The following is a 504-nucleotide window of genomic DNA, read 5'->3' as shown; positions in this document are numbered from 1 at the left end:
CTGGATGCCATGTGGCAGCTGACCGGCTTCTTCCTCACCTGGCTGGGCGCCCCCGGCAAGGGCCGCGCACTGGGCTGCGGCGAGGTGAAGTTCACCGGCCAGGTACTGCCGGAAGCCAAGCGGGTGCGCTACGAGATCGACATCAGCCGCGTCATCAACCGCAAGCTGGTGATGGCCCAGTCGGACGCCCGCATGTACGTGGATGACCGCGAAATCTACAGCGCGCGCGACCTGCGCGTCGGCCTGTTCACTGAAACCGGGAGCTTCTGATGCGTCGCGTCGTCATCACCGGCATGGGCATCGCGTCCTGCCTCGGCAATGATCTGGATACCGTTTCGGCTGCGCTGCGCGAAGGGCGCTCGGGCATCACCGCCCTGGCCGACCACGCCGAAGCGGGCCTGCGCAGCCAGGTAGGCGGTCGCGTCGACCTCGACCTGGAGGCGCTGATCGACCGCAAGCAGAAGCGCTTCATGAGCGATGCGGCGGCCTTCGCCTACCTGTCCA

The 504-nt window shown here is 67.1% G+C and carries 2 protein-coding genes; both read left to right on the top strand.

What is annotated here, in order from left to right:
• The coding region (gene fabA / locus DAI20_RS20535; protein WP_108252930.1) for a bifunctional 3-hydroxydecanoyl-ACP dehydratase/trans-2-decenoyl-ACP isomerase at nucleotides 1–270 on the top strand (270 nt) is incomplete at its 5' end.
• On the top strand, nucleotides 270–504 hold a 235-nt coding region (locus DAI20_RS20530), incomplete at its 3' end, for a beta-ketoacyl synthase N-terminal-like domain-containing protein (protein WP_497802667.1). The genes fabA and DAI20_RS20530, both read left to right, overlap by 1 nt.

Origin of the sequence: Planctomonas deserti (genome assembly GCF_003067705.1) — a bacterium.
Lineage (GTDB): Bacteria > Actinomycetota > Actinomycetes > Actinomycetales > Microbacteriaceae > Planctomonas > Planctomonas deserti.
Note: the sequence above shows the minus strand (reverse complement) of the source record. Positions and strands in the feature narration are given on the sequence as shown.